Genomic DNA, 26983 nt, shown 5'->3' with positions numbered 1-26983 from the left:
CCGGTGGACGTTCGGGTCACCGCGCTAGTCGGGGAGGGCGAGCTCGGCGACGACGCCGTAGTGGTCGCTGGCCTGCACACCGCCGATCGGCTCGACGAGCGCCCGCTCGCACGAACGCACCTGCAGCGTCGGCCCGTGGGATCCACCGCGGACCAGCACGTAGTCGATGCGCCTGCCGCGCACGAGGCGCATGCCGCCCGCGCGGACGAGCGGGTTCTCCGGCGTGAACGTGTGCCCCGGCTCGTCACCGTGCACGCTCTCCCACGCGTCGTGGTAGCAGACGCTCGCGCCGTCGAGCGACTGGCGCCCGGTCCAGAACCGCAGGGAGGCCGAGTCCGGGCGGGCGTCGAAGTCGCCGAGCACCACCACGTGCCGGGCCGGGTCCGGCACGACCTCCTCGACGAGCCCCGCGGCGGCCACCGCGTGCAGCTCGCGCTCCCGCTCGTAGGGCAGCTGGTAGACGGGCTTGTGGTGCACGACGTGCACCGGCCCGATCGGTGGGGGCGCGAGCACCTCCGCCACCAGGGTGCCGCCCCAGGGGAACTCGGCGGCGCGGTCGGTGACGGCGCCGTCGACCTCGTGCACCGCGCCCAGCGGCCACCGGCTCGCGAGGGTGGCGCCGAGTCCGGCGTCACGGCGGGAGTGCGGCGCCAGGTGCCAGCCGGGCCCCAGCACCTCGGCGGCGTCGGTCACCTCCTGCAGCGCGACGACGTCGGGGTCGACCGCGCGCACCCCCGCGACCAGGGCGTCACGCCGCCGATCCCAGTCCCCGGCGTACCGCGGCGAGAGGATGTTCAGCGTGAGGACGCGCATCCGGCCATCATGGCGGGGCTCACGGCTGGAAGCGGAACGTGCTCGGCTCGCCCGCGGCGACCGCGCGCAGGTGCTCGGCGGCGTTCGTGAGCTCGTGCAGGCTGCGCCCGCGGCCCATCCCCGCGGCCACCTCGGCCTCGACGCGCTCGATCTCCTCGGCCCGCTCCAGAGCCGCCGCGACCCGCTCCGGCGGGGCGATGAGCAGCCCGTCGTCGTCGCCGAAGACGATGTCGCCGGGCCGCACGTCGACGCCGCCGAACCGCACCGGCACCTGCACGACCGACGGTCCCGCCGCCGGGCCCGCGGCCGGTGTGGTGCCCCGGGCGAACACCGGCAGGCCCACGCGGCGCAACCCACGCAGGTCCCGGCACCAGCCGTCGACCGCGATCCCGGCGATCCCGCGCCGCCTGCCCTCGGTGGCGAACAGCTCCCCGGACGCGGCGAGCGGGCTGCCGTCGGTGGCCGCCACGAGCACGGTGCCCGGTCCGGCCTGCCCGATCGCGTCGATCATGCCGAGGAGATCGCCGTCGGAGCGGACCGTGAACGCCGTCCCGACCAGCGTGACGTCCGGGAGCAGCGGACCGATCGCCGGGTCGCAGACCGGGAGTGTCTTGTCCGCGTCGCTCAGCGACGACACCTGCAGCCGCGCCAGGCGCGTGACCAGCTCGGCGATCTCCATCGATGGGCCTCCGTCCTCGCGACCGGCACCTCCGGTCGGTACGTCCGTGCCCGGCGACGGTAACCGCGGTCAGGTCCTCCGCCGGCGCGCACCCGGGCTCGACGACGTCGACCGGGTGATCCAGGTTTGGGACCCACCCGCTTCTGCCTACCCATCTGTCAGCGCGGAGCCCAGCGGGCACTGCGACACCGGCCCGGCCGCCGGACCGCCCCCCCTCACGGTCCGTCGGCCGGGCCTCGGTGTCTCCGCACACACCCCGAGGACGCCGCACGCACGACCGGGCGCGGGTGCCGAGGCGCGCAGCTGTGTGCGGGCTCTTCCGGTTCCCGCACGCACGAGGGCGCGGGGTACGCGCGTGGGCCGGACGGCCTCGGCGTGCACCGGCGGCTGCGCGCGCCGCGATGGAGACCCGCTCGGTGACGAGGAACGCAAGCTCCCCGCAGTTCCGGACCCCGGTGTCCTCGAGGCGGCCGGGCCCGCCGAGCTGTACGGGCGCGCGATCCTCAGTCCACGGCGATCAGCGTGAACCCGACGCCGTTGCACCGGTCGCAGGTCGTGGAACCCCACGTGCCGCCACCGCGGCACTTGTCGCACAACCCGTCGTGCCAGCACTCGCCGTCGAGCGCCTGGTGCGGCCGCGGGTAGTGGGTGTCGGGGAGATGGCACTCGACGCCGGTGACCGCGTGCCGACGACGGCAGAGGTCCTGGCCGATCCGGCGTCGGACGGGCTCGTCCACTCGTCCTCCTCGGCGCTACTGGTCGGGGTGGCGGGATTTGAACCCACGGCCCCTCGCTCCCAAAGCGAGTGCGCTACCAAGCTGCGCCACACCCCGTCGGCAGGAGTCTAAGCGCCGTTCGCGACCTGCGGGCACCCGCCGTCGCGGACGGGGGAACCGGGACCGTGTCAGCGACGGCGGTAGCGGGCGTAGGTGATCCCGCTGCGGAACGCCGTGGCCTCGAGCAGGCGCAGGGCGGGCACCTCGACGCCCTCGGGGAACAACCGCCGGCCCCGGCCCTGGACGACCGGGTAGGCGAAGAGCCGGTACTCGTCGACCAGCCCGGCCCCGATCAGCGTGTGGCACAGCGTGATGCTGCCGGTGACGACGATGTCCTGCCCCGGCTGCTCCTTGAGCGCGCGCACCTCCGCCACCGGGTCGCCGGACAGCACCGTGGTGTTCTGCCACCCCGGGTCGGTCATCGTCGAGGAGACGACGAACTTCTGCACGCGGTTGAGGTAGTCGGTGATCCCGGTGGCGTCGTCGGACTGCGCCGGCCAGTAGCCGCGCAGGTCCTCGAAGGTCCGGCGACCGGCCAGGAACGCGTCCGCCGCGCCGTCCTGGCGGTGCAGCTCCTCGAGGAGGTCGGAGTTGTCCACGTCGGCCTGGCCCTGGGGGTCGAACCAGTCGCCGAGCATCTCGATCGAGCCGTCGAGGGTGGTGTTCTGGGTGATGGCAAGGGTGCGCACGCGCTCGGCTCCTCCGATGGACGTCACGGGTCTCACCGGTGGAGACCGCCACCGCGCGGCGAACTCATCGCCGTCGCGGGCAATGGGACGGCCGGGATCACGTGGTGGGCGCGGAAGACGCCGCCCCGTCCGCTAAGGTGGGGACGGCTCCGCGACCGAGCGGGCCACGCGGGCGTAGCTCAATGGTAGAGCCCCAGTCTTCCAAACTGGCTACGCGGGTTCGATTCCCGTCGCCCGCTCACACGATCTGACCAGCACGAACGCCGCCCGCACGTGATCATGGGAACGGGCATCGACCCATCTCGTGCGATGACCGGGTCTCCGCGACCCCTCCGAACCGTCGGAGCGCGCCCCGTCCGGGCTGAGGAGCGGGATCCGCATGACGAGCGGCACTTTCGTCGGCTAGGTACCGACGAGGGTGCCGTTCGTCCGGGTGGGAGCCTGACGGTCGGGCAACGCGCTCCATCCGGCCGTTCCTGCGCCAGGACGGCGATCACGAACGCGGGAGCATCGTCTCGGTTCTGCACGGGCGGCGGGGCGCGTCGGCAGCCGCGTGACCGGGGATCCGGTGCTCGGAGGCGCCGATCGAGCCGATGACCTGCGACGGAACACCGGCGCGCGGGTGCGGGCGCCCACGACCGACCCCCCTGTCGAAGGCCTCTGACGGGGGTGTGTATCTTTCTCCTCGTCGCCACGGCGGGCAGCACGACAGACCGGGACGGAATCTCCGGCCCAGAGTCAGCCCAGCTGGAGACGACACTCCCGGAAGGTCGCGCCGCAAGGTGTTGCCCAAAGGGTGGTGGGCCTGGCGGAGGTTGACTCCGCGCTCAGGACCATGTACTGTGAGAAAGTTGCCCCGGCGCGGTCCGCGAGGATCGTGATGGTGTGCGGGTGTCTCTTGAGAACTCAACAGTGTGTCGAGCTTTATCATGAATTGGTTTATGCCAGTTTGTTTTAGCCGAGACCCCGTCTCGGTTTTGCTAGAGCCAGATTTAGTTGGAGAGTTTGATCCTGGCTCAGGACGAACGCTGGCGGCGTGCTTAACACATGCAAGTCGAGCGGTAAGGCCTCTTCGGGGGTACACGAGCGGCGAACGGGTGAGTAACACGTGGGTGACCTGCCCTCAGCTCTGGGATAAGCCCGGGAAACTGGGTCTAATACCGGATATGACCTGGCCTCGCATGGGGTTGGGTGGAAAGTTTTTCGGCTGGGGATGGGCCCGCGGCCTATCAGCTTGTTGGTGGGGTGATGGCCTACCAAGGCGACGACGGGTAGCCGGCCTGAGAGGGCGACCGGCCACACTGGGACTGAGACACGGCCCAGACTCCTACGGGAGGCAGCAGTGGGGAATATTGCGCAATGGGCGAAAGCCTGACGCAGCGACGCCGCGTGGGGGATGACGGCCTTCGGGTTGTAAACCTCTTTCGACCGGGACGAAGCGTGAGTGACGGTACCGGTAGAAGAAGCACCGGCCAACTACGTGCCAGCAGCCGCGGTAATACGTAGGGTGCGAGCGTTGTCCGGAATTATTGGGCGTAAAGAGCTCGTAGGCGGTGTGTCGCGTCGGTCGTGAAAACTTGGGGCTTAACTCTGAGCTTGCGGTCGATACGGGCATCACTTGAGTTCGGCAGGGGAGACTGGAATTCCTGGTGTAGCGGTGAAATGCGCAGATATCAGGAGGAACACCGGTGGCGAAGGCGGGTCTCTGGGCCGATACTGACGCTGAGGAGCGAAAGCGTGGGGAGCGAACAGGATTAGATACCCTGGTAGTCCACGCCGTAAACGGTGGGCGCTAGGTGTGGGGGCCATTCCACGGTCTCTGTGCCGCAGCTAACGCATTAAGCGCCCCGCCTGGGGAGTACGGCCGCAAGGCTAAAACTCAAAGGAATTGACGGGGGCCCGCACAAGCGGCGGAGCATGTGGATTAATTCGATGCAACGCGAAGAACCTTACCTGGGTTTGACATGCACTAGACGCGTCTAGAGATAGGCGTTCCCTTGTGGCTGGTGTGCAGGTGGTGCATGGCTGTCGTCAGCTCGTGTCGTGAGATGTTGGGTTAAGTCCCGCAACGAGCGCAACCCTCGTTCCATGTTGCCAGCGGGTTATGCCGGGGACTCATGGGAGACTGCCGGGGTCAACTCGGAGGAAGGTGGGGATGACGTCAAGTCATCATGCCCCTTATGTCCAGGGCTTCACACATGCTACAATGGCCAGTACAGAGGGCTGCGAGACCGTGAGGTGGAGCGAATCCCTTAAAGCTGGTCTCAGTTCGGATCGGGGTCTGCAACTCGACCCCGTGAAGTTGGAGTCGCTAGTAATCGCAGATCAGCAACGCTGCGGTGAATACGTTCCCGGGCCTTGTACACACCGCCCGTCACGTCACGAAAGTTGGTAACACCCGAAGCCGATGGCCTAACCCCTTGTGGGAGGGAGTCGTCGAAGGTGGGACTGGCGATTGGGACGAAGTCGTAACAAGGTAGCCGTACCGGAAGGTGCGGCTGGATCACCTCCTTTCTAAGGAGTCCACCGTGTTGGTGGGGTTGACCGGTCTCGAGTGTTGGGGTTGGTTCTCCTTTCTTCGATAAATGTCGCGCCTGCTGGTTGTGGGGTGTGGCGCTGGGTGGAACATAGTGCTGGTTCATGAGTGCTTGGCACGCTGTTGGGTCCTGAGGGGACACTCGTTGTGGGGTGTGTCTTCTGGCTCCTGACCCGGATCGTCTAACGCATTCCTCGTGGGTGTGGTGGTGGTCGGTGGGGGTTGGGGTGTGGTTGTGTGTTGAGTGTTGCATAGTGGATGCGAGCATCTTGTTGTGAACAAGTGTTTAAGGGCACATGGTGGATGTCTAGGCATCAGGAGCCGATGAAGGACGTGGGAGGCCGCGATAGGCCTCGGGGAGCTGTCAACCGAGCTGTGATCCGAGGATGTCCGAATGGGGAAACCCGGCACCCGTCATGGGGTGTCACCGCCAGCTGAATACATAGGCTGTCGGAGGGAACGTGGGGAAGTGAAACATCTCAGTACCCACAGGAAGAGAAAACAACCGTGATTCCGTGAGTAGTGGCGAGCGAAAGCGGATGAGGCTAAACCTTGGTCGTGTCAAGCCGGCAGGCGTTGCGGCTGGGGTGTTGTGGGATTTTCTCGTGGTGGTGCTGCCGCGCTGCCGAGGTCATTGATTCGTGTTAGTGGAAGACTTCTGGAAAGGGTCGCCGTAGCGGGTGAGAGCCCCGTACATGAAAACACGTTTCGTGGTCTGGAGATTGTTCCCGAGTAGCAGCGAGCTCGTGGAATTTGCTGTGAATCTGCCGGGACCACCCGGTAAGCCTAAATACTCCCTGATGACCGATAGCGGACTAGTACCGTGAGGGAAAGATGAAAAGTACCCCGGGAGGGGAGTGAAATAGTACCTGAAACCGTGTGCCTACAAGCCGTCAGAGCCTCTTTGGGGTGATGGCGTGCCTTTTGAAGAATGAGCCTGCGAGTTATGCTTCGTGGCGAGGTTAACCCGTGTGGGGTAGCCGTAGCGAAAGCGAGTCTGAATAGGGCGTCGAGTCGCGGGGTGTAGACCCGAAGCGGAGTGATCTACCCATGGCCAGGGTGAAGCGTCGGTAAGACGTCGTGGAGGCCCGAACCCACCAGGGTTGAAAACCTGGGGGATGAGCTGTGGGTAGGGGTGAAAGGCCAATCAAACTCCGTGATAGCTGGTTCTCCCCGAAATGCATTTAGGTGCAGCGTCGTGTGGTGGATGCCGGAGGTAGAGCACTGGATGGGCTAGGGGGCCGACAAGCTTACTGAACTCAACCAAACTCCGAATGCCGGTATTTCTAGCGCGGCAGTGAGACTGCGGGGGATAAGCTTCGTAGTCGAGAGGGAAACAGCCCAGATCACCGGCTAAGGCCCCTAAGCGTGCGCTAAGTGGGAAAGGATGTGGGATCGCCCAGACAACCAGGAGGTTGGCTTAGAAGCAGCCACCCTTTAAAGAGTGCGTAATAGCTCACTGGTCAAGTGGTCCTGCGCCGACAATGTAGCGGGGCTCAAGCGCACCGCCGAAGCCGTGGCAACATCACATGAGATCCGCTCATGCTCTTCGGGGTGTGGGTGTAGTCGTGGTGTTGGGTAGGGGAGCGTCGTGCATCCGGTGAAGCGGCCGAGTGATCGAGTCGTGGAGGGTGTGCGAGTGAGAATGCAGGCATGAGTAGCGAATGCAGAGTGAGAACCTCTGCCGCCGAATGACCAAGGGTTCCTGGGCCAGGTTAATCCGCCCAGGGTGAGCCGGGACCTAAGGCGAGGCCGACAGGCGTAGTCGATGGACAACGGGTTGATATTCCCGTGCCCGTGATAGTGCGCCCGTGCTGAGGCCGGTGATGCTAACCATCCGAACCCGCTTTCCGGCCTTCGGGCTGGGTTGTCAGGGGAGCGTGGGACCCGATCCGGTAGTAGGCAAGCGATGGGGTGACGCAGGAGGGTAGTCCCGCCAGGCGGTGGTAGTCCTGGTGTAAGCCTGTAGCCCGACATCCAGGTAAATCCGGGTGTCATCAAGGGTGAGAGGTGATGCGTAGCCGATTGAGGCGAAGTAGGATGATCCCATGCTGCCGAGAAAAGCCTCTAGCGAGTGCTGTTGCGGCCCGTACCCTAAACCGACACAGGTGGTCAGGTAGAGAATACCGAGGCGATCGAGTGAACTGTGGTTAAGGAACTCGGCAAAATGCCCCCGTAACTTCGGGAGAAGGGGGGCCGGTTGCTCTGAAGCCCTTCGCGGGCTAGGGGTGGCCGGCCGCAGAGACCAGGCCCAAGCGACTGTTTACTAAAAACACAGGTCCGTGCGAAGTCGCAAGACGATGTATACGGACTGACGCCTGCCCGGTGCTGGAACGTTAAGAGGACCTGTTAGTCCCTTCGGGGGCGAAGCGGAGAATTTAAGCGCCAGTAAACGGCGGTGGTAACTATAACCATCCTAAGGTAGCGAAATTCCTTGTCGGGTAAGTTCCGACCTGCACGAATGGCGTAACGACTTGGGCGCTGTCTCGACCACAGACTCGGCGAAATTGCACTACGAGTAAAGATGCTCGTTACGCGCGGCAGGACGGAAAGACCCCGGGACCTTTACTACAGCTTGGTATTGGTGCTCGGTTCGGCTTGTGTAGGATAGGTGGGAGACTGTGAAGCGGCCACGCTAGTGGTGGTGGAGTCGTTGTTGAAATACCACTCTGGTCGAATTGGGTGTCTCAACCTCGGGCCATGATCTGGTTCAGGGACAGTGCCTGGTGGGTAGTTTAACTGGGGCGGTTGCCTCCCAAAGTGTAACGGAGGCGCCCAAAGGTTCCCTCAGCCTGGTTGGCAATCAGGTGTCGAGTGTAAGTGCACAAGGGAGCTTGACTGTGAGACTGACAGGTCGAGCAGGGACGAAAGTCGGGACTAGTGATCCGGCACCTCCTGGTGGAAGGGGTGTCGCTCAACGGATAAAAGGTACCCCGGGGATAACAGGCTGATCTTGCCCAAGAGTCCATATCGACGGCATGGTTTGGCACCTCGATGTCGGCTCGTCGCATCCTGGGGCTGGAGTAGGTCCCAAGGGTTGGGCTGTTCGCCCATTAAAGCGGTACGCGAGCTGGGTTTAGAACGTCGTGAGACAGTTCGGTCCCTATCCGCCGCGCGCGCAGGAGACTTGAGGAAGGCTGTCCCTAGTACGAGAGGACCGGGACGGACGAACCTCTGGTGTGCCAGTTGTCCCGCCAGGGGCACGGCTGGTTGGCTATGTTCGGAAGGGATAACCGCTGAAGGCATCTAAGCGGGAAGCTCGTTCCAAGATGAGGTCTCCCACCACCTTGCGTGGTTAAGGCCCCCAGCAGACCACTGGGTTGATAGGCCAGAGATGGAAGCCCTGTGAGGGGTGGAGTTGACTGGTACTAATAGGCCGAGGGCTTGTTCATGACGAGTTGTTTGCATCCACTGTGCGACCCTGAGCGCATAATCGCATCCACTATGATTCACATAATTTGATAGTGTTGTCGGTGGTTATGGCGGAGGGGGTACGCCCGGTCCCATCCCGAACCCGGAAGCTAAGCCCTCCAGCGCCGATGGTACTGCACTCGTCAGGGTGTGGGAGAGTAGGTCGCCGCCGACATTCAACGTGTTCAGAGGAGCCCCGCCGTTCGGCGGGGCTCCTCTTTTTTTCTGCCCATCCTTGCAAGTACCCCCGACCGGATCGGCGGTCGGCCGGCCCGGCCATCCACCTCGTGGGTCGCTCATCCACAGATTCGCCGCGGGCCTCGTTCCGCCGCTGCAGGTGGCGCACGCTCGACGTACCGGGCCCGTGACGGGCCCGCCGACGAGCGAGGAGCGGTGATGAGCACGATCTTCCTAACGGTGCCGGGGCGCGTGGCGACTAAGCCGGAGCGGCTCTCCTCCGGCAACGTGGTCGGCGTGAAGTTCCGGATCGCCAGCACCGAGCGGCGGTTCGACCGCTCCGCGGACGCCTGGAACGACGCGGAACCGGTCTACCTCACCGTCACGTGCTGGCGACAGCTCGCGGAGAGCGTCCTCGGATCGCTCCGCATCGGGGATCCGGTCATCGCGCACGGCAAGCTGGTGAACTCGCGCTTCGAGCGCGACGGGCGCGTCGAGTACCGCCTCGAGATGCGGGCCGACGCGGTCGGTCCGGACCTGCGGTGGTCCACCGCGGTCGTCAGCCGCGTCCGTGCCGCGGCGGCGGAGGCCCCGCAGGGCGTCGGAGCCGAGGAGCCCGGCGGCCCGCGCGTGCCGGCACCTGCGCCCGCACCCGACGACGGCGCGGGCGGCCACCTGGACGGCGGGCAGCACCGAGGCGTGCTGACCGGTGAGGGCGCCGGAAGGGCGTGACCGGCCGGAACTACCATCGTCGCGTGGCGGAGTTCATCTACAGCATGCAGAAGGTCCGGAAGGCCCACGGCGACAAGGTCATCCTCGACAACGTGACGTTGAACTTCCTGCCCGGAGCGAAGATCGGCGTCGTCGGTCCGAACGGGGCCGGGAAGTCGACCGTCTTGAAGATCATGGCCGGGCTGGAGCAGCCGAACAACGGCGACGCGCTCCTCGCGCCCGGTGCCACGGTGGGCATCCTGCAACAGGAGCCGCCGCTGAACGAGGAGAAGACCGTTCTCGGCAACGTCGAGGAGGGTCTCGGCGAGATCAAGCGGCAGCTCGACCGCTACAACGAGATCGCCGAGCAGATGGCCACCGACTACTCCGACGAGCTGATGGAGGAGATGGGGCAGCTCCAGGAGATCCTCGACCACAACGACGCGTGGGAGCTCGACTCCCAGCTCGAGCAGGCGATGGACGCCTTGCGGTGCCCGCCGCCGGACGCTCCCGTCACCCAGCTCTCCGGCGGCGAGCGCCGGCGCGTGGCCCTGTGCAAGCTCCTGCTGAGCAAGCCCGACCTGCTCCTGCTCGACGAGCCCACGAACCACCTCGACGCCGAGAGCGTGCTCTGGCTCGAGCAGCACCTGGCGAGCTATGCGGGCGCCATCCTGGCCGTCACGCACGACCGGTACTTCCTCGACAACGTCGCAGAATGGATCATGGAGCTGGACCGGGGCCGGGCGATCGGCTACGAGGGCAACTACTCGACCTACCTGGAGAAGAAGGCCGAGCGGGTCGCGGTGCAGGGCCGCAAGGACGCGAAGCTGCAGAAGCGCCTCGTCGAGGAGCTCGCCTGGGTGCGGTCGGGTGCGAAGGCCCGCCAGGCGAAGGGCCGGGCGCGGCTGGAGCGGTACGAGGAGATGGCGGCCGAGGCCGAGAAGCACCGCAAGCTCGACTTCGAGGAGATCCAGATCCCGCCGGGGCCGCGCCTGGGCAACGTGGTGGTCGAGGTCGACCACCTCGACAAGGGGTTCGACGGGCGGGTCCTCATCAAGGACCTGTCGTTCTCGCTGCCGCGCAACGGCATCGTCGGTGTGATCGGGCCCAACGGGGTCGGCAAGACCACGCTGTTCAAGACGATCGTCGGACTCGAGGAGCCCGATTCCGGCACGGTGCGGGTCGGCGAGACGGTGCTGCTGTCCTACGTCGACCAGAACCGCGCCGGCATCGATCCGAAGAAGAACGTGTGGGAGGTCGTCTCCGACGGGCTCGACTACATCAAGGTGGGCAACTCCGAGATGCCCTCGCGCGCCTACGTGGCGGCGTTCGGGTTCAAGGGGCCGGACCAGCAGAAGCCCGCGGGGGTGCTGTCCGGTGGTGAGCGCAACCGCCTCAACCTGGCGCTCACGCTGAAGCAGGGCGGCAACCTGATCCTGCTCGACGAGCCGACGAACGACCTGGACGTCGAGACGCTCAGCTCCCTGGAGAACGCGCTGGAGCAGTTCCCCGGGTGTGCGGTCGTGATCTCCCACGACCGGTGGTTCCTCGACCGGGTCGTCACGCACATCCTCGCGTGGGAAGGCACCGACGAGAACCCGGCCTCGTGGTTCTGGTTCGAGGGCAACTTCGAGGCCTACGAGCGCAACAAGATCGAACGCATGGGGGCGGAGGCCGCGCGACCGCACCGAGTGACGCACCGTAAGCTGACCCGCGACTGAGAGCTATTGATCCCCCGGCCGGTCACCGTTCACGGTCCGGAGGGTGGATCCCGGCACTTCAGGAGGTCACGTGGGGTCGACGCGTGCCGGAGGCGTAGCGGCTGCCGGGTCAGCAGGACGGGGAGCGGACCTCGTCGCTGCAGCTGCTGCACTGCGGTGGGCTCGTCCCGATCTGACGGCCGCGCTCGCCGATCACGTGCTCGAGGAGGCGTCCGCGGCGGGCGAGCGGGAGCGCTGGCTCGCCGCCGCCGGTTGGGCGGTGCACGGGCGCGCCACCACGGGTGACGGGCGGGACATCGCGTGTGACGTCCTGACCGGCCTGAGCCGGTGGGGCACGTCGGTGCTCGACCTGCCCGCCGCCCGGCGCCTGCGGGTGGAGCTGGCGATGGTCGCCGCCGGTGCCGGCGAGGTCGGGTCCGCGCGGCAGCTCGTCGCGCCGGTCGCGGTCGACGACGGCGAGCCGGAGCTCCTCGCCGACCTCCGGTGCGTGCACGCCCGGTGCGCCGTGGAGGACACGCCCGCCGACGTGACCGACGCCATCGGCGCCGCTGTGGCGGCGTGGCAGGCCGTCGGGGGACCGGCGGGCGAGATCGGCGGCGCATCCGTCGCGCTGATCGAAGCGGTCGTGGAGCGCCGCGCCGGGCGCCCGGCCGCGGCCGTCGAGCGCGCGAAGGACGGGCTGGCCCGGCTGGAGCGTGGACGCGCCGGGGCGGGCACCCCGTCCGGGCACCTCGGCGCGGCGCTGGCCGCCGAGTGGCTCTCGGCGCTCCTCGATGCCGACCGCGCCGCAGAAGCCCTCGACGGGTGCGCCGCGCTGCTGCCGCGCCTGTCCGAATGGTCCCGGCCCACCCGGCAGCTGGCGCTGCTGCGGCTCACCGTCGCCCGGGTGCTGGCGGCGCAGGACGGTGCCGCCGACACCGCGCAGCTGCTCGAGCAGGCGGCCGAGGATGCTGCGGGCAGTGGCGCCTCCGACCTCGAGGCGGTGTGCCGCACCGCGCTCGGCGCGCTCTACGAGAAGGCGGAGCGGCTCGATGCCGCGCTCGAGACCCTGCAGCTCGCCGTCACCGCCGAGCGTCGCGACCGGGCCCGCGCGCGGCGGTTCGCGCAGGCGCTCGCCGAGCTCCCGGCGCCGACCGAATCGTCGACGGAGCTGCTGGCGGAGCCGTCGACCGCGTCGTCGAGCGAGCCGTCGCACGAGCCGGCACCCGCGTCGACGAGCGCTGCCGAGCGCGGCCCGACCTCCGCCCCCGCGCAGGCGTCCGCTCCGGCCGCGCGAACCGCTCCGCGTCGTGCGCGCCGCGCCGCGGAGGACGCCGAGCGGTTCGACGAGGCGGTCGCGAGCGAAGCCACCACCGTGCTGCCCGCGATCACCCGGGGCGACCGGAAGCTGGCCAGGAGCCGGTGGGAGGAGCTCCTGCGCGAGGGGCGCGACGAGCAGCGAAGCGGTGCGCCGGACGACGGGGGAACGGGCACGGGAACCCCCCCGGCATGGGCGCGCTTCGAGCGCATGCTCAACGGCGATGCGGCCGACGACGCCGACAACGCCGCCGCCGACGACGCGGAGCAGGGCGACACCGCCGCCGGCTGGGGAGCCGTGTCCTGGAACGGGTCGACGGGCGAGTCACCCATCGGTGACCTGCTGATCCGCGGTCTGCGCTCCGGTCCCGGGGGTCCGGGCGGCGACGAGGCACCCGGTCGACGCAACGGCAAGGCCCGCGACGGTGGTGGCGAGGACGCACCGGCGCCCGAGGTACGGCGGTCGCGCCGCCGTGACCGGAACGGGACCGCGGAGCCCGCCGGTCCGAGCGGGTGGATGCCGGCGTCCGTCGACTCCGCGGACGAGCGACCGAGCCGCAGTCGGCGCTCCCGCGCCCACTCCCGCCCCGACGACGTGCGGCGGACCGACGCAGGCGAGGCCCGCGACGAAGCGGGTGGCGCGCCCGATGACCGACCCGGTGACACGGCCGACGAGCGGTCCGCCCGGCGCCGCACGGACGCGGGCCCGCGTGGCCGCAGGCGTGCCGCCGACCCGAGCGCGACGGAGGAGCCCGACGAACGCTCCGTCCGGCGGACCTCGTCGGAGGAGTCCCGCGGACACCGCCCCGCCCGTACGGCATGGGAAGGGGACGGCGGGCGCGCGACCGCGCGGAGCGCGTCGGAACGCTCTGGTGCGCGCCCGTCCGCCCGCGGACGCCACGACCGCACGGCGCCGTCCACCGACGGCGCGCCACCGGAGAGCCCGGAGGAGGGGACGAACCGCTCCTCGTCCCGGAGCCGATCCCGGCGAGGTGCTGCCGCGGACGCGGACACGGGAACGGGCGGTGACACCGGACCTGCGGGCGGCGTGCTCGGCGAGGTTCTCGGCGACCCCGCGCTCGGCGCCGACGTGCCGGTCAACGGGCGTCGGCACCGCGCGGACGATCCGTGGGCCACGGGCCGCTGGACGGTGACGCCCGGCGTGCGGCAGGCACCGCAGCCCTCGGCGGCCGACGAAACGCCCGTTCCCGCGCCGCCCGTCCCCGCACCGTCGGTCCCTGCCGCGGAGCCCGGCGGCTGGCTGCAGGCGGCCCTGGCCGACCTCGACCGCGTGCTGGGCAGCACGTCGGTGGTGCCGCGCGCAGATCGCGATCCCGATCCCGGTCCAGGTCCCGACCCCGACCCCGGGCCCACCGGCTCCAGCCCCGGAAGCATCCTCGACGACGGGTCCGGTGCGGACGGGTTCGATGCCGACGGGTGCGTGGTCGTCGTCGACATCGCCCGGGACGGGCGGCGCTTCGCCGGCCGGCGGGCCGGGGCCGTGGTGCGAGCCGTCGCGGACCGGCTCGAGGCGCGGCTGCCGTCCGGAGCGCACCAGCGGTTCGGCGACTCCGACGCCCTGGTGATCGACCGCCCCGGCTGGGGGCGCGTCGCGGCCACCGAGTGGATGCACCGGACGCTGCCCGGCCTCCTGGCCGGGTTCGTGCCCGAGGAGGACCTCCCGGCTGCCCAGCTGCGGGCGGCCGTGCACGACGCGGACGGGCCGGTGGGCGCGCAGATCCTCCAGGACCTCTCGCGCCCCGCCGGGCGCGCGCCCGACCCGTGGAACGACCTCGGCACCCGGAAGGCGGAGCCGCGCGGCGCGGCGCACCCGGCGGATCGGCGGGGCGGCCCGGACGCCGCCCGGCGAGGTACGCGCTCGTCCCACACCGTCGACCGTCGCGTCCGCACGGACGACCCGCCGGGGTGGCCCTGGTCCGGCGAGGACAGCGGCGAGGACAGCGGCGCCGACATCGGGGACACCGCCGTCGACCCGGCTGCCGCGTCGACCGGGGGGGCGAACGGCGCAGGTCCGGCGACGGAGAGCGGAGCGAGCTCCGACCGCGGGGCGGGACGGCACGAGGCGGGGCCCGACGAGCCGGCCGGGGACATCGCGGACGCGGACACCGACCCGGCGCGCAGCCGCCGCGCCGACGTCCCGAACGGCCGGGCGCGCAGCGGTGCCGGGCGGCGAGAACGCCGCGAGGCCGGCGATGCGCCGCGCGAGGGGCAGCGCGCAGCCCGTGCCCGTCGCGACGAACCGGCCGGCCGGGAAGCCGCGCCACCGAGCCCGTCCACCACCGGGTCGCGCAACGGTGAGGCTGCGCGCGTCACCGAATCCGCCCCCGGCGAGCGGCCCGCGGTCGCCACCCCCGCCCGGGCCGAGGCCACAGCGACCGCCTCCGGCGCGCGGGGCGGTCGTCGCAACGGTGCCGCCGCCGGCGACGCGGACGGCGCCGGTCGCGCCGACTCCGCGGGCTCCGGTGCCACGGGCAGGAACGGGGCGGGGGCGGAGGAGGAGCCCGGGCGCGGGGCCGCGGGGTCGGCCGACAACCTCGGCATCGCCGACCTGCTGGCCGGAGCGCTCGCCGCCTACCGGGGGATCTGACGGCGCTGCGGGCCGCCCGCCGACGCGGTCGGCGACCGGCCGCGTGACGGCCGTCGAGCGCTCTGGACCGCCCGTTGGGAGCAGCGCGGATACCGTCCGGAGCGCGTCGGCTCCGTAGCGAGATCGGCGGTCCCACGTCCGTGGCCCCGCACTAGGGTGACGACGAGCCCGCCGCGCAGGCGGGCGATCCACGGCGACGGGACGAGCACGCCGCCGGTGAGACCCGGAGCTGCATTGTGACGAGCCGGACCCGGGAGTGGGCGGACCTGCCCGCGACCGATCCCGAGCTGACCGACCTGGGCGCGCTCTACGCACGCCACGCCCCCGACCTCGAGCGGGCGGACCACCGGCCGCTGCTCCTCGCGGCCGCGCGCAGCCACTTGCAGCTCGCGCGCGTGCGGGCGCCGGGCGAGGTGCTGATCCGGGTCCGCGAGCCGGAGGAGGGGCCGGACCCGGCGGGGCCGGTGGCCGAGGTCGTCACCGATGACATGCCGTTCCTCGTCGAGTCGTTGCTGGCCGGGGTCTCGCGCGCCGGCGCCGAGGTGCAGCGCGTGATCCACCCGATCGTCGTGGTGCGGCGCGCGCCGGACGGTGAGCTCACCGACGTGCTCACCGACGGCGATCCCGCGGCGCCACCACCAGGTGCGCTCGCCGAGTCGTGGATCCACCTCGACCTGCTGCCCACCGACGTGCCACTCGCCGACCTGGAGCGCGGGCTCACGCGGGTCCTGCGCGACGTCCGCGAGGTGGTCGAGGACTCCGAACCGATGGTGCAGCGCGCGCGCCGCGTGGCCGACGAACTGCCCGGCAGCGGCGTCGCGCCCGGCGGCACGCGCCCGGCCGACGTCGCCGAGCTGCTGCGCTGGCTCGCCGACGGCCACTTCACGTTCCTGGGCTACCAGCACTACGAGTCCTCCTCCGGGCAGCTGCAGCTCGAACCCGGGTCCGGGCTGGGCGTGCTGCGGTCCGGGTCGGCGATCGCGGAGAAGTTCGCGCCGCGCGTCGAGTCCGCGGACGGCACGAGCGAGCTGCTGATCATGACCCGGGCCAGCGCGCCGAGCCCGTTGCGCCCGGTGCACCCCTACTACCTCGCGGTGCGCGCCTTCGACGCCGCCGGAGCGCTGGTCGGGGAGCACCGGTTCCTGGGTCTGCTGACCGTCCCGGCGATGTACGAGAGCGTCCTGGACATCCCGGTCGTCGAGCGGCGCGTGCGCGACGCGATCCACCGCGCCGGGTTCCCGCTGGAGTCCTACTCGGGCCAGCAGATGCTCGAGGTGATCTCCGGGCTGCCGCGCGAGGAGCTGTTCGGCGCGGGGGAGCAGCGCCTCCACGACACCGCCGTCGGGGTGCTCGCGGTCGCCGGGCGCCGCGCGGTGCGGCTGTTCCTGCGACCGGACCCGTACCGCCGCTTCATCTCCTGCCTCGTCTACGTCCCCCGCGACCGCTACACGACCGACGCGCGGATCCGGATGTCGGAGGTCCTGCAGCGCAGGCTCGGCGGACACGGCGCGGAGTTCACCGTGCGGCTGTCGGAGTCGAGCCTCGCGATGGTGCACTTCACCGTCCTGACCGGCGCCGACGCGTCGGGCTACGGCGAGGTCGACGTCGCCGCGCTGCAGGACGAGCTGACCGAGGCGGTCCGGACGTGGGACGACCGGCTGCTCTCCCAGCCCGACACCGCGGGGATGGCCGCGCTGCTGCCCGGGGTGCCCGAGGCGTACAAGGCGGCCGTCGCGCCGCGGCACGCGGTGGAGGACCTGCGTCGGATCGCGGCGCTCCCGGGGCCGGGGGCGTTCGACACCCGGATGTACCTCGCCGAGGACGTGCAGCGGGAGCCTCGGTTCACCCTCTACCTCGCCGGTGAGTCCGTCACGCTCACCGCGGTGATGCCGCTGCTGCAGCAGCTCGGCGTCGACGTGCTCGACGAGCGCCCGTCGCAGTTCGTCCGCGCCGACGGCCTGCAGTGCTGGCTCTACGACTTCGGCCTGCGGGTCGACGACGCCACCCGGACCGCGCTGGACGATCCCGCGGTCGAGGAGTCGTTCGGTACGGCGTTCCGGGCGGCGTGGCGCGGTGACGCCGAGTCCGACCGGTTCTCCGCGCTGGTGCTGCGCGCCGGGCTGCCGTGGCGGGAGGCGGCCGTGCTGCGGGCGTACGCGCGCTACGCGCGGCAGCTCGGCAGCCCGTACGGGCCCCACTACATGGCCAACACGCTGCTCGCGCACCCGTCGGTCGCCACGTCGCTGATGGCGCTGTTCCGCGCGCGCTTCGATCCCGCGACCGGGGAGCGGGACCGGGCGGTGGAGGCGGCGCTCGCCGAGGTGCGGGAACTGATCGACGCCGTCACCGGTCTGGACGCCGACCGCATCCTCCGGGGCTACCTGGCGATGATCATGGCGACGTTGCGCACCAACTGGTTCCGCGACCGGCCGTTCTTCTCGTTCAAGCTGGACCCGGCGCAGGTGCCCGGCATGCCGGCGCCGCGGCCGAAGTTCGAGATCTTCGTGTACTCGCCGCGCGTCGAGGGCGTGCACCTGCGGTTCGGGGCGGTGGCCCGCGGGGGCCTGCGGTGGTCGGACCGCCCGCAGGACTACCGCACCGAGATCCTCGGCCTGGTCAAGGCGCAGGCCGTGAAGAACGCGGTGATCGTGCCGGTGGGCGCGAAGGGTGGGTTCGTCGTCCGGCGCGACGCCGCGGGGCCCGAGGAGGTCGAGTTCTGCTACCGGACGTTCATCTCCGGGCTGCTGGACGTCACCGACAACCTCGTCGTGGCCGCGGACGGGAGCACCGAGACCGTGCCGCCACCGGACGTCGTGCGCCACGACGGCGACGACTCCTACCTCGTCGTCGCCGCGGACAAGGGCACGGCGAAGTTCTCGGACACGGCCAACGACGTCGCCGCGTCCTACGGCTTCTGGCTGGGCGACGCGTTCGCCTCCGGCGGCTCGGTCGGCTACGACCACAAGGCGATGGGCATCACCGCCAAGGGCGCGTGGGAGAGCGTCAAGCGGCACTTCCGCGAGCTGGGGGTGGACACCCAGAGCGAGGAGTTCACCGTCGTCGGTGTCGGGGACATGTCCGGTGACGTGTTCGGCAACGGCATGCTGCTCTCCCGGCACATCCGGCTGCTCGCCGCGTTCGACCACCGGCACGTCTTCGTGGACCCGGACCCCGACGTCGCGGCGAGCTACGCCGAGCGCGAGCGGCTGTTCGCGCTGCCGCGCTCGTCCTGGGACGACTACGACCGCTCGGTGATCAGCGAGGGTGGCGGCGTGTGGCCGCGCACGGCGAAGACGGTGCCGATCGGGCCGCAGATCCGTGCGGCCCTCGGTCTGGCCGACGAAGTCCAGGAGCTCAGCCCACCGGAGCTGATCGCGGCGATCCTGCGCGCACCCGCCGACCTGCTGTGGAACGGCGGCATCGGCACCTACGTGAAGGCCTCGGAGGAGACGCACGCCGACGCGGGCGACAAGGCCAACGACGCGGTGCGGGCCGACGCGTCGCAGCTGCGGGTGAAGGTCGTCGGCGAGGGCGGCAACCTCGGGCTCACCGCACGGGGACGCATCGAGTTCGCGCGGCGTGGCGGGAAGATCAACACCGACGCGATCGACAACTCCGCCGGCGTCGACTGCTCCGACCACGAGGTCAACATCAAGATCCTGCTGGACCGGTTGGTCGCAGCGGGTGAGCTGGAGCGCGACGCGCGCAACGCGGTGCTGCTCGAGATGACCGACGAGGTGGGCGCGCTCGTCCTCGCCGACAACCGCGACCAGAACGCGGTGCTGGGCATCGCGCGGGCGCACGCGCCCGCGATGGTCAGCGTGCACGCCCGGTTGACGGCCGACCTCGAGGCGCGGCGCGGTCTCGACCGGCGGATCGAGGTGCTCCCCGACGCCGACGGCTTCGCCGCGCTGGAGGCCGCGAGCGCCGGCCTGACCAGCCCGGAGCTGGCCACGCTGCTCGCCCACACCAAGCTCGACCTCACCGCGCAGGTGCTGGCCACGGACCTGCCCGACGTCGCGGCGTTCGCCGGCCGGCTTCCCGAGTACTTCCCGCAGGAGGTGCGGGAACGCTTCGCCGGCGCCGTCCGGCAGCACCCGCTGCGCCGCGAGATCGTCACGACGCTGCTGGTCAACGAGATGGTCGACGGCGCGGGCATGACGTACGCGTTCCGGCTGGGGGAGGAGCTCTCGGCCACCCCCACCGACGCGATGCGCGCCTACGCCGTCACCACGGCGGTGTTCGACCTGCCGGCGCTGTGGGAGGAGCTGCGCTCGCCGCGGATCCCCACCGAGGTGGCGGACGAGCTCGTGCTGGACTCGCGGCGCCTGCTCGACCGCGCCTCGCGCTGGTTCCTCACCAACCGGCCCCAGCCGCTCGCGGTCGGGGCCGAGGTGAGCCGCTTCGCGGCGACGGTCCGGGAGCTGCGCGCGGCGCTGCCGGAGCTGATGCGCGGCCGGGAGAAGGCGAGCGTCGAGATGCGCGCCGCCGAGCTCCGGTCGGCCGGCATCGAGCCCGACGCGGCCATGCGCTCGGCCGCGCTCGTCTACGGCTACGGGCTGCTGGACGTCGTCGAGCTCACCGAGCTGTCCGAACGCGACCGGGAGGCGCGCGAGCCCCACGACGTCGCGGCGCTGTACTTCGGGCTGTCCGAGCACCTGGGCCTCGACACCGCGCTCACCTCGGTCAGCGCGCTCGAACGCGGCGACCGCTGGCACGCCCTCGCCCGCCTCGCCCTGCGCGACGACCTCTACGCCTCGCTGCGTGCGATCACCCTCGACGCCCTGCGCGAGGCGGGGCCGGGCACGTCGGTGGGGAAGGCCATCGCCCTGTGGGAGAAGGCCAACGCCTCCCGCCTCGTGCGGGCCCGCGCGGCGCTGCAGGAGGTGGGCACCGCGGGGCAGCTCGACCTGGCCACGCTGTCGGTGATCTCCCGCCAGCTGCGCGGCCTGGCCCGCTGACGAGCGCGACGCGGACGGGCCCTGGCGCGCCGGGTGGGAAGGGGGCTTGAGAGGGTGGCGGTGTGGCCCCCTTCGTCGCGCAGGTCCCGGTGCGCTGGACCGATCAGGACGTCTACCGGCACGTGAACCACGCCGTCGCGGTGACGCTGCTCGAGGAGGCCCGCATCCAGCTCGTGTTCGACGCCGCGACCGCCGAGGGCGTGGCCGGCTTCGTCAACGGACTGCTCGTCACCGGGCTCTCCGTCGACTACAAGCGCCAGATCTCCTACCCCTCGCGGCTCCTGCGCGTGGCCATGACGGTGGAGGCGGTGCGGGCGGCGACGTTCCGGATCCGGTACGCGATGCACGACGGCCCGGAACCGGACGACGCCGTCGCCGTCACGGCGGAGACGTCACTCGCCGCGTTCGATCTGGGCGCCCAGCGCCCGCGGCGGCTCACGACCGAGGAGAAGGAGTTCCTGGGAAAGTGGGCGGCATGACGCGGCTGACCGTTCCCGATCCGGACGAGCGGGCCGACCTCGGCGCCTTCGTGGCGCGGGTCGTCCGGCTGGACCAGGCGGCGCTCGTGCGCCTGCAGGGGGCCGGCGGAACGGTGTCGGCGTGGGCGTCCACGCCGTTCGACGTGCTCGCCACCCGCACCGTCCACGGCGCGCTGGAGCCCGCCGACGTCACGGCTCCGGCGGCCGGGCTGCTCACCGCGCTCACGGTGGAGCGGGCGGAGACGGTCGACCCCGGCGCGGGCGGGCTGTGGCAGGGCGAGCTGCCCCCGGCCGAGGGGTGGCAGCCGGTGGACGAGGTACCGGCCGCCGAGCTCGAGAGGCTCACCGAGCGGGGCCTCGCGCTCGCGCGGGAGAACGCCGGTCCGATGGGCCCGCCCGCCTCGCTGCTGGACCAGACGGTGCTCACCGTGTCGGCCGAAGGCCCGGTTGCGGGCCCGAGCACCGGCACCGGGACGCGGCCGGCGGTGAAGGTGCCGCTGCGCTGCTTGTTCGCGCTGTCCGGCATGGGGTTCCTCGGCGAGGACGGCCCTGCCGTGCGAGTGTCGGCCACCGGCACCTGGATGCGCCTGGACGCGCGTTACGGCGCGGTGGTGCGCCGCCGGATCACGGCCCTTCCGCTGCTGGTGGGCTGAACGGGAGACTCGCCCGGTCGAAACGGGAGACTCGCGCTGTCGGAACGGGAGACTCGCGCTGTCGGAAGGGGAGACTCGCGCTGGTGGTGCGCGAGTCTCCCCTTCGAGCAGCGCGAGTCTCCCGATCGAGCAGCGCGAGTCTCCCGTTCGGACCGGCTGAGATGCGCGTTCGAGCCGCGGGTCACGTCAGCCAGGCGGCCGTGTCCGGGGGGAGCCGGCCGTCCTCCAGCGGGCCGCTGGCCAGCAGGACCTCACCCGGCGGGAGCGGGACCGGTTCGGTGGAGGTGTTCAGCGCGCACACCAGCGTGGTGCCGGCGCGGCGGAACGCGAAGCAGCCCTCCGGGGCCCCGAACCACTCCAGCTCCCCGCCCTGGAACCCCGGGTGGGACTTGCGCAGCTCGATGGCCCGGCGCACCAGCGACAGCGTCGACCCGGTGTCCTCCAGCTGGTCGGCCACGACGAGCTCGCCGAACTCGGGGGGCATCGGCAGCCAGGGGTCGCCCGCCGTGAAGCCGTAGCTCGGGCCGCCGCCCTCCCAGGGCATCGGGACGCGGCAGCGGTCGCGGCCGCGGCGGGTGCGGCCGGAGCGTTCCCACACCGGGTCCTGCAGCGCCTCGTCTGGCAGGTCGACGTCGGGCAGCCCCAGCTCCTCGCCGTTGTACAGGTAGACGACACCCGGCAGCGCCAGCTCCACCAGCGACATGGCCCGCGCGCGGGCGAGCCCGGTGGCCCCGCCGCCGTAGCGGGTGACGGGCCGGGAGACGTCGTGGTTGGACAGCGTCCACGTCGGCGGGGCGCCCACCGCCGCGACCGCGGCGAGCGAGTGCTCGATCGCGGCGCGCACGGCGTCGGCCTCGAACGGGGCGCGCACGAGCCGGAAGTCGAAGCCCAGGTGCAGCTCGTCGGGGCGCACGTAGCGGGAGAAGCGGGTGTCGTCGCCGATCCAGACCTCGCCGACGACGAGCCGACCCGGGTAGTGGTCGAGCACGCCGCGGATCATCCGGTGCACGTCGTGCACGCCGTCGTGGTCGAAGCGCGGGTCCGGCTCCGCGCCGGAGCCATCCCAGCGCGCGTCGTCGCGCGCGCCGCCCCGGGGATCGCGCGTGTCGGGCAGGTCCGGCGGCTTGCTCATCCCGTGCGCCACGTCGATGCGGAACCCGTCGACACCGCGATCGAGCCAGAACCGCAGCGTCTTCTCCAGATCGGCCCACACCTCCGGGTTCGTCCAGTTCAGGTCGGGCTGTTCGGCGGCGAACAGGTGCAGGTACCACTCGCCCGCGCCGCCGTCCGGATCCTGCACGCGCGTCCAGGCGGGGCCGCCGAAGACGCTCTGCCAGTTGTTGGGCGGTGCGGCGCCGTTCGTGCCGGTGCCGGGGCGGAAGTGGTAGCGGGCCCGCTCCGGGCTGCCCGGTGCGGAGTCCAGGGCGGCGCGGAACCACTCGTGCTCGCTGGAGGTGTGGTTGGGGACGAGATCGATCGTGACGCGCAGGCCGTGCTCGTGGGCGTCGGCGACGAGCCGGTCGAACGTGGCGAGGTCGCCGAAGACCGGGTCGACGTCGCGCGCGTCGGCGACGTCGTACCCGTGGTCGACCATCGGGGAGGTGTAGAACGGTGTGAGCCACAGCGCGTCGACGCCGAGCAGCTCCAGGTAGCCCAGCCGGGCCCGGATGCCTTCGAGGTCGCCGACGCCGTCGCCGTCGCCGTCGGCGAACGAACGGACGTAGACCTGGTACACCACGGCGTCGCGCCACCACTGCACGCGCCAGATCTTGCCAGCACCGGGGACGGAGTGAGCGCCCTCCGTCACACCCGGTAGCACTTTCGGGTGGTTCTCACCCCGCCGGACGGCACCCGGTCAGAAGTTGCTGTTGACCATGCTCGCGGCCGCGTAGGTCATGTACTGCCACAGCTGGTCGCGGTGCGCGTCGTCCAGGCCCGCGTCGTCGACGGCCACCCGCATGCACCGCAGCCACGCGTCGCGCTCGATCGGCCCGACCTTGAACGGCGCGTGCCGCATCCGCAGCCGCGGGTGGCCCCGCTGGTCGGAGTACGTGCGCGGGCCGCCCCAGTACTGCTCGAGGAACATCCGCAGCCGGACCTCGGCGGGGCCGAGGTCCTCCTCCGGGTAGAGCGGGCGCAGCACCTCGTCCTCGGCGACCTGCTCGTAGAACCGGCGCACGAGCTTCTCGAAGACCGGGGCGCCGCCCACCTCGGCGTAGAAGTTCTGGGGTTCGGTCACGCCCCCATCATCCCCCCTGCTACGCGCTGGCCTGCGAGGTGGGGAAAACCGTGGGCCGTGGCACAGCGGCGTCCTCGAGCGCGTCGGCGATCGCGGCGTTGAGGGCGCGCTGGACGGAGAACTGCTCACCGGGCTTGACCTTGACGGTCAGCCGGAGCGTGACGCCCTCCGGCGCGACCCGGTCCACGCCCAGCATCTCCGGCGGCTCCAGCACGGAGTCGACGATGTCCTTCACGGCCACCCGATCGGTGACGGCGCGCTCCGCGAGGGCCGTGGCCGACGGGATGTCGGCGGTGTGCGCCAGCGGGACGTCGACGACGGCGACCGCGTAGCCCTGGCTCATGTTGCCGACGCGCAGGATCTCGCCGTTGCGGACGTACCAGACCGTGCCCTTGAGGTCGCGCAGCGTCGTGATCCGCAGCCCGACGGCCTCGACGACGCCGATCGCGTCCCCGACGTCGACGATGTCACCGACGCCGTACTGGTCCTCGAGCAGCATGAACATGCCGGACAGGAAGTCGCGCACCAGGTTCTGCGCGCCGAAGCCGACCGCGACGCCGACGATCCCCGCTGACGCGAGGATCGGCGCGAGCGCCACACCGAACTCGGCGAGCACCATGATCGCCGCGATCGTCAGCACGACGATCGAGCTGAGCGAGCGCAGCACCGAGCCGATCGTGCGGGCCCGCTGCGCGCGGCGCGGGGTGACCGGCGCGTTGCCGTTGGCGCGCAGCCGCGGGGTGCGGCCGATGAGCTTGGAGATGCGCGAGTTCGCGGCGCCCTCGACGATCTGGTTGATCGTCCGGTGGATCAGGTAGCGGGCGCCGAACGCGAGCAGCAGGATCAGCGCGACCGACGTCGTCGTGGAGACGATCGCGTCCGCCGAGCGGGCCAGGAAGTCGCTGTTGGTCCACTGGTAGAAGCTGGCGCACCAGCTCCCGGCCTCGGTGGCGCAGGTGGGCTGGGAGGGTGCGATCAGAGCGGGGGATGCGGTGTCGGGCGGGGGTGCGGGGGTGGTCACGACAGCTCCAGACCGGTATGGGCGGCGAGGAAGGACAGCTGGTCGGCCGCCAGCGCGACGGTGCGGGAGACCGAGCGGGCCCCGTGGCCGACGTCGGTCTCGCGGCGGATCAGGACGGGGTGGGTGCGCGGGTCGCCGGTGGTGGCGTGCTGCAGCGCCGCGCACATCTTGCGCGCGTGCAGCGGGTCGACGCGGGTGTCGGAGTCGAACACGGTGAACAGCACCGCCGGGTACGCGACCCCGTCCCGGACGTGGTGGTATGGCGAGTAGGACAGCAGCCAGCCCAGCTCGTCGGGGTCGGCGGCGGTGCCGTACTCGTCGTTCCAGGTGCGGCCGAGGGAGAACTCCTCGTAGCGCACCATGTCCAGCAGCGGCGCCGAGCAGACGACCGCGCGGTAGAGGTCGGGGCGCTGGGTGAGCGCGGCGCCGACGAGCAGCCCGCCGTTCGAGCCGCCCATGATCGCCAACCGGTCCGCGGCGGTGTCACCCGCGTCGATCAGGGCTTCGGCCGCGGCGTGCAGGTCGTCGAACACGTTCTGTTTGTGCGCGCGGTTGCCGGCGAGGTGCCACTCCTCGCCCTCCTCGCCGCCGCCGCGCAGCGACACCAGCGCGTACACGCCGCCGGCCGCCACCCACGCGAGCGCCGAGGCGGTGTAGGCGGGCTCGCGGCTGATCCCGAACCCGCCGTAGCCGGTGACGAGCGCGGGGCGCGCGCCGCGGGCGTCGGGCGGGGAGAGGACGAACATCCGCACGGTGGTGCCGTCGGCGGAGGTGAACTCGCGCTGCTCGCTGCGCACGGTGGGCAGGTCGACCGCGCCCGGTGCGGCCTCCTCCCGGAGCGTCTCCCCGGTCGCCAGGTCGAAGCGGTGCACCTCGGGCGGGGTCACCAGGTCGGTCCAGCCGAGCCAGAGGCGCCCCGCCTCGGCGGGCGTGTCGCGGTCGGCGACCGAGAACCCGATCAGGGAACCGGTGCCGGGCAGCGGGACGGTGCCGCGCGGCGTGCCGTCGGCGGCGTCGTGCAGCGCGACCTCGGCGACCGCGTGCCGGGCGCGGGCGAGCGCCAGCAGCACGGTCCCGTCGGGCGCCTCCAGCCGGCGCACGGCCTGCAGCACCGAGCCCGGGTCCTCGGCCACCAGCTCGCGCCAGTGCTCGCGCTCGGGCGTGCGCGGGTCGGTGACGGCGAGCCGCCACCGCGGCGCGCCGTCGGTCGTGTGCAGGTAGAGCCGGCCGTCCCGCTCGACCCACGCGTGGCACTGCACGTCGTCGGCCTGCGTGAGCACCGGGGCCAGCTTGACGTCGGTGCCGCCCAGCTCGGCGATCCACACGCTGTCGCGACGGGCGGTGCCGACGTTGCCGGTGACGACCAGCCAACCGCCGTCGCGGGAGACCTGCACGCCGTAGTAGGTGTGCTCGTCGTAGAGGCCCGGGCCGTCGACCAGCTCGTCGGTGTCGGCGGGGGTGCCGACCCGGTGGCGCCAGATGCGGCGGTGGAACGCCTGCTGCCCGGGCGGTGCCTCGTCCTCGTCCACCATGCGGACGTAGACGAACTCCTCGCCGCCGGGCAGCCAGGACACGTCGGAGTAGCGGCAGCGGTCGATCGGCGCCTCGACGTCGTGACCGGTGGAGACGTCGAGCACGTGCAGCACCGAGTGCTCGTCGCCGCCGGAGGAGAGCTGGTAGGCCAGCCGCCGCCCCTCGAGGTCGGGCACCCAGGCGTCGAGCGTGGTCAGGCCGCTGGGGTCGAGGGCGACCGGGTCGAGCAGGACCCGCTCGGCGCCGTCGGGCTCCCGCACGAGGAGCACGGCGTGCTCCTGGCCGGGCTCGCGCCGCGTGGCGAACCGGCGCCCGGCCCGCCACAGCGGGGCGGACACCGATCCGGCCGACAGGAGCGCGGTGAGCGTGGCCGCCAGGCCGTCGCGTCCGGGGAGCCGCTCCAGGTGCGCGCCGGTCACGGCGTCCTGCGCCGCGGACCACTCCCGCGTGCGCGGGTCGTCGGCGTCCTCCAGCCAGCGGTAGGGGTCGGCCACGCGATGGCCGTGCAGGTCCTCGACGAGGTCCAGCCGCAAGGCGTCGGGGTAGGGGGCGTCCACGCGGGCCGAGGTTACGTCACCCGGTCCGGTGGTCGTGGCGGCCCGCGCCGGACCGGCGACCCCCGCCGACGAACGGCGGTCCGCCGCCACGGGCGGCCGCTCGCCCGCGGCGTGGCGCCGTTC

The 26983-nt window shown here is 71.2% G+C and carries 14 protein-coding genes, 2 tRNA genes and 3 rRNA genes; 10 read left to right on the top strand and 9 right to left on the bottom strand.

The window, feature by feature from the left end; genetic code table 11:
• Positions 1-24: 24 nt before the first annotated feature.
• The 5 genes from FB558_RS07130 to FB558_RS07110 all read right to left on the bottom strand — a co-directional run bounded on the left by FB558_RS07130 (position 25) and on the right by FB558_RS07110 (position 2957).
• Complete coding sequence (locus tag FB558_RS07130; protein WP_142049317.1) at positions 25-813, bottom strand: endonuclease/exonuclease/phosphatase family protein; 789 nt, start codon at positions 811-813, stop codon at positions 25-27.
• Positions 814-832: 19 nt separating this feature from the next.
• A complete protein-coding gene (locus FB558_RS07125; RefSeq protein WP_142049314.1) occupies positions 833-1492 on the bottom strand; it encodes an RraA family protein in 660 nt (219 codons plus the stop codon).
• Between the two features lie 503 nt (positions 1493-1995).
• Complete coding sequence (locus FB558_RS07120) at positions 1996-2229, bottom strand: hypothetical protein (protein WP_142049311.1); 234 nt, start codon at positions 2227-2229, stop codon at positions 1996-1998.
• Between the two features lie 19 nt (positions 2230-2248).
• Positions 2249-2325: transfer RNA gene (locus FB558_RS07115), tRNA-Pro, on the bottom strand.
• Between the two features lie 71 nt (positions 2326-2396).
• Entirely contained in the window at positions 2397-2957 is a 561-nt protein-coding gene (locus tag FB558_RS07110; RefSeq protein WP_142049308.1) for a dihydrofolate reductase family protein, read from the bottom strand.
• Positions 2958-3125: 168 nt separating this feature from the next.
• Between FB558_RS07110 and FB558_RS07105 the strand changes: the two genes are divergently transcribed.
• From FB558_RS07105 to FB558_RS07060, 10 genes are all read left to right on the top strand, one after another.
• Positions 3126-3196 (top strand) — tRNA-Gly (locus FB558_RS07105).
• 754 nt (positions 3197-3950) lie between these two features.
• Positions 3951-5471 (top strand): 16S ribosomal RNA (locus tag FB558_RS07100).
• Positions 5472-5769: 298 nt separating this feature from the next.
• Positions 5770-8885 (top strand): 23S ribosomal RNA (locus FB558_RS07095).
• Positions 8886-8962: 77 nt separating this feature from the next.
• A 5S ribosomal RNA gene (rrf, locus tag FB558_RS07090) occupies positions 8963-9079 on the top strand.
• Together the 16S, 23S and 5S rRNA genes form the textbook arrangement of a ribosomal RNA operon.
• 221 nt (positions 9080-9300) lie before the next feature.
• Positions 9301-9813 carry a single-stranded DNA-binding protein gene (locus FB558_RS07085; protein ID WP_142049305.1) on the top strand — a complete coding sequence of 171 codons (513 nt, stop codon included), beginning with the start codon at positions 9301-9303 and terminating at the stop codon, positions 9811-9813.
• Positions 9814-9836: 23 nt separating this feature from the next.
• Positions 9837-11513: an energy-dependent translational throttle protein EttA gene (ettA, locus tag FB558_RS07080; RefSeq protein ID WP_142049302.1), complete on the top strand. Its 1677-nt coding sequence runs from the start codon at positions 9837-9839 to the stop codon at positions 11511-11513.
• Positions 11514-11583: 70 nt separating this feature from the next.
• Positions 11584-15417: a hypothetical protein gene (locus FB558_RS07075; protein WP_211366165.1), complete on the top strand. Its 3834-nt coding sequence runs from the start codon at positions 11584-11586 to the stop codon at positions 15415-15417.
• Between the two features lie 236 nt (positions 15418-15653).
• A complete protein-coding gene (locus tag FB558_RS07070; protein WP_246106290.1) occupies positions 15654-20378 on the top strand; it encodes an NAD-glutamate dehydrogenase in 4725 nt (1574 codons plus the stop codon).
• 62 nt (positions 20379-20440) lie between these two features.
• Entirely contained in the window at positions 20441-20857 is a 417-nt protein-coding gene (locus FB558_RS07065; protein ID WP_142049293.1) for an acyl-CoA thioesterase, read from the top strand.
• Positions 20854-21510: a DUF8185 domain-containing protein gene (locus tag FB558_RS07060; RefSeq protein WP_142049290.1), complete on the top strand. Its 657-nt coding sequence runs from the start codon at positions 20854-20856 to the stop codon at positions 21508-21510. The genes FB558_RS07065 and FB558_RS07060 overlap by 4 nt, the downstream gene beginning before the upstream one ends.
• Positions 21511-21691: 181 nt before the next feature.
• Here FB558_RS07060 and FB558_RS07055 read toward each other — a convergent pair whose 3' ends face one another.
• The 4 genes from FB558_RS07055 to FB558_RS07040 form a co-directional block, all read right to left on the bottom strand.
• Positions 21692-23278, bottom strand: a complete 1587-nt coding sequence (locus FB558_RS07055; RefSeq protein ID WP_211366554.1) for a glycoside hydrolase family 13 protein — start codon at positions 23276-23278, stop codon at positions 21692-21694.
• Between the two features lie 87 nt (positions 23279-23365).
• The gene (locus FB558_RS07050; protein WP_142049284.1) at positions 23366-23749 is read right to left on the bottom strand and encodes a globin; all 384 of its coding nucleotides are present in this window, start codon (positions 23747-23749) and stop codon (positions 23366-23368) included.
• Between the two features lie 19 nt (positions 23750-23768).
• Positions 23769-24770 (bottom strand): mechanosensitive ion channel family protein, encoded by a 1002-nt coding sequence (locus FB558_RS07045; RefSeq protein WP_246106289.1) that lies wholly within the window; start codon positions 24768-24770, stop codon positions 23769-23771.
• Positions 24767-26860: a prolyl oligopeptidase family serine peptidase gene (locus FB558_RS07040; protein ID WP_142049281.1), complete on the bottom strand. Its 2094-nt coding sequence runs from the start codon at positions 26858-26860 to the stop codon at positions 24767-24769. The genes FB558_RS07045 and FB558_RS07040 overlap by 4 nt, the downstream gene beginning before the upstream one ends.
• Between the last annotated feature and the right edge of the window lie 123 nt (positions 26861-26983).

It is taken from the genome of Pseudonocardia kunmingensis, from assembly GCF_006716445.1.
Classification (GTDB): Bacteria; Actinomycetota; Actinomycetes; order Mycobacteriales; family Pseudonocardiaceae; genus Pseudonocardia; species Pseudonocardia kunmingensis.
Note: the sequence above shows the minus strand (reverse complement) of the source record. Positions and strands in the feature narration are given on the sequence as shown.

Bases quoted from the DNA above. Each gene is read 5' to 3' on its own strand.
- FB558_RS07060 (WP_142049290.1), top strand. From the start codon at position 20,854: ATGACGCGGCTGACCGTTCCCGATCCGGACGAGCGGGCCGACCTCGGC.
- FB558_RS07125 (WP_142049314.1), bottom strand. From the start codon at position 1,492: ATGGAGATCGCCGAGCTGGTCACGCGCCTGGCGCGGCTGCAGGTGTCG.
- FB558_RS07130 (WP_142049317.1), bottom strand. From the start codon at position 813: ATGCGCGTCCTCACGCTGAACATCCTCTCGCCGCGGTACGCCGGGGAC.
- FB558_RS07085 (WP_142049305.1), top strand. From the start codon at position 9,301: ATGAGCACGATCTTCCTAACGGTGCCGGGGCGCGTGGCGACTAAGCCG.